Genomic DNA, 2,119 nt, shown 5'->3' on the forward strand with positions numbered 1-2,119 from the left:
CAATCAGGCCGTCTGAAAAATATCGTTGGGTTTCAGACGGCCTTTTTATTAGGAAATGAGAATTGTTATTGAATAATAAAGCGGGTTTTTATAGAATGGAAGCCCTGTTTTAAGAAAGGCTTGTCATGAAAGTATCTAATATTCCTGCTGTATTGCTGTTTGCTTTGTTTTCCATTGCCGTTTCTGCCGCGCCTTTGGGAGAGGTTTCTTCCGAAAACGGTAAAATTTTCAGCGGCGAAAATTACATGGTTGTTAAGAAAGACATGAAGAAAGGGGAGCAGATTAAACCGCACGATCATCCGGGTTTTAAAACGCTGATTTTTGCCGTTGGAAAAGGAAGCTTTGACGTGACGTTGAATCAGACTGAAAAGCATACGGTCGGCGCAGGCTCGGTGTTGCGGTTTGGCGGCGATGCAGTGATTGAGGCTGTTGCAACCGAAGATGCGGATGTGGCAATTACTTTGATTAAGTAAACCGATAGATGATAAAAGGCCGTCTGAAAAATGATGTTTCAGACGGCCTTGTTTATTCAGCCAACCGTTGCCATTAAGCGCAAATCAAATAGATGAAGCCGGAGCCGAAGATATCTGCCAAGGCGTGAATCAGGAAAAACGGCAGCAGGTTTTTGACTTTGTATTTGTAGAAGAAGTAGTACATCAAGCCGAAAACAACGCCGATAACGGTCGCCCAAAGCATGCCTTGGTAAGTATGGAAGGAGACGCGCACCAAGATCGAATAGGCCAATGCCTGCCATTTGTATTTGTCTTCCACGCAGGTCAAAAGACCGAGGAAACAGAATTCTTCATAAAAGCCGTTTAAAAGGCCGTAGAGGATGGCCATCGGCGCAAGGGCAGTGAATTTGTCGAAGATGGATAATGGCTTGATGTATTGGAAAATTTCAGTGGTGAAGTAATTGTAGCCGCCGCTTAACGAAGTCACCGCATCGGCGGTCAGACCCATCAGGATAAAAATTACAGGTGTCCAAAACAATACGCCTAAATTAAAGCGAATCGGCAACTGTTTGAAGTCGAAACGGCGGATAACGAGGTAAACCAGAGCAATAGCAAGCAGCGTCAGCTGCAGGCTCATGTTTTCCGAATAAGCCACGCCGGTTACCGCAGTATCGCGCACTTCTTCGGTAGCAGAGGCTGTCTCCACTTGCGGCATCAGGCTGGCGATATAAAGTTGGGTAGAACGGTAGGCAAATTGACCGAACAGGATGGCGGTTACAATCAGCATGTCAAACCAGCGCAGATGGCGCAAAGGCTCTTTAGGGCGGATGGCGACGAGTATGCTCATATTCTCCTCGTTACTCTAATAAATAGCGGTGCGCAATAGTTACATAAATATACAAAAATCGTCAACAATTATCACAATAAAACATGAATTAAAAAATCTGACCGTTTCAGACGGCCTGAAGCGCTTCTAAAAATGCCATATTTCCGAAGGGTTTATCTTCAAAAATATGGCATAATCACTTTATTGCAAAACAAGGAATCTTATCGTGAGTATTTCTCTGTCCCAATATCTGCTTTACCTGCAATATATGTTGGCAGGTGTTGCCATGACTGTAGTTTTCGGTGCCGTATATCTGCGGATTACCCCTGCCGAAGAATTGCGCCTGATTAAAAACGGCAACCTTGCCTGCGCCTTGGCGTTTGGCGGCGCGTTGGTCGGTTTCTGTCTGACGCTTGCCTCAAGCATTGCCCACAGCATCAGCTTCATCGATTTTATCCTGTGGGGACTTGCCGCAGCAGTGATTCAGATTTTTGTCTATTTCGCAGCAACAATGATGATTAAAGGCGCTACCGCAGAACTTATCGGCAACAATGTCGCCGTCGGCGCGTTGTTTGGTGCAGTGTCCATCTCGATCGGCATTTTGAACGCTGCTTGCTTGACTTGAATACCCATACCTTGAATTTTGTATCCCGATTTATTTTATAAGGAGTTGAAATGTTCAACTTTATCAAGAAACAGTTTATCGACGTCATTCAATGGCCGAATCCTGACGACAGCCTGCTGATGTGGCGTTTTCCGATTGCCGATGAGGAGATCCAAAACGGTGCGAGCCTGACTGTGCGTGAGGCGCAGATGGCGATGTTTGTCGATGAAGGCGTGA

4 protein-coding genes are annotated in these 2,119 nt (G+C 45.6%); 3 read left to right on the forward strand and 1 reads right to left on the reverse strand.

Going from position 1 to position 2,119, the window contains the following annotated elements; all coding sequences use genetic code 11:
- The first annotated feature begins 125 nt into the window (after positions 1 to 125).
- Complete coding sequence (locus ACTHUT_RS18640) at positions 126 to 473, forward strand: hypothetical protein (RefSeq protein WP_250599906.1); 348 nt, start codon at positions 126 to 128, stop codon at positions 471 to 473.
- Positions 474 to 546: 73 nt separating this feature from the next.
- On the opposite strand, the gene ACTHUT_RS18645 is transcribed toward ACTHUT_RS18640, so the two are convergent.
- Entirely contained in the window at positions 547 to 1,299 is a 753-nt protein-coding gene (locus ACTHUT_RS18645; RefSeq protein WP_250599908.1) for a CPBP family glutamic-type intramembrane protease, read from the reverse strand.
- Between the two features lie 205 nt (positions 1,300 to 1,504).
- Between ACTHUT_RS18645 and ACTHUT_RS18650 the strand changes: the two genes are divergently transcribed.
- On the forward strand, positions 1,505 to 1,903 hold the full coding sequence (locus ACTHUT_RS18650) for a DUF350 domain-containing protein (protein ID WP_250599910.1): 399 nt from the start codon (positions 1,505 to 1,507) through the stop codon (positions 1,901 to 1,903).
- Positions 1,904 to 1,953: 50 nt separating this feature from the next.
- Positions 1,954 to 2,119 (forward strand): SPFH domain-containing protein (locus ACTHUT_RS18655; protein WP_440419369.1); only part of this gene is annotated, 166 nt, incomplete at its 3' end.

This window comes from Neisseria sp. P0022.S010 (genome assembly GCF_051956635.1).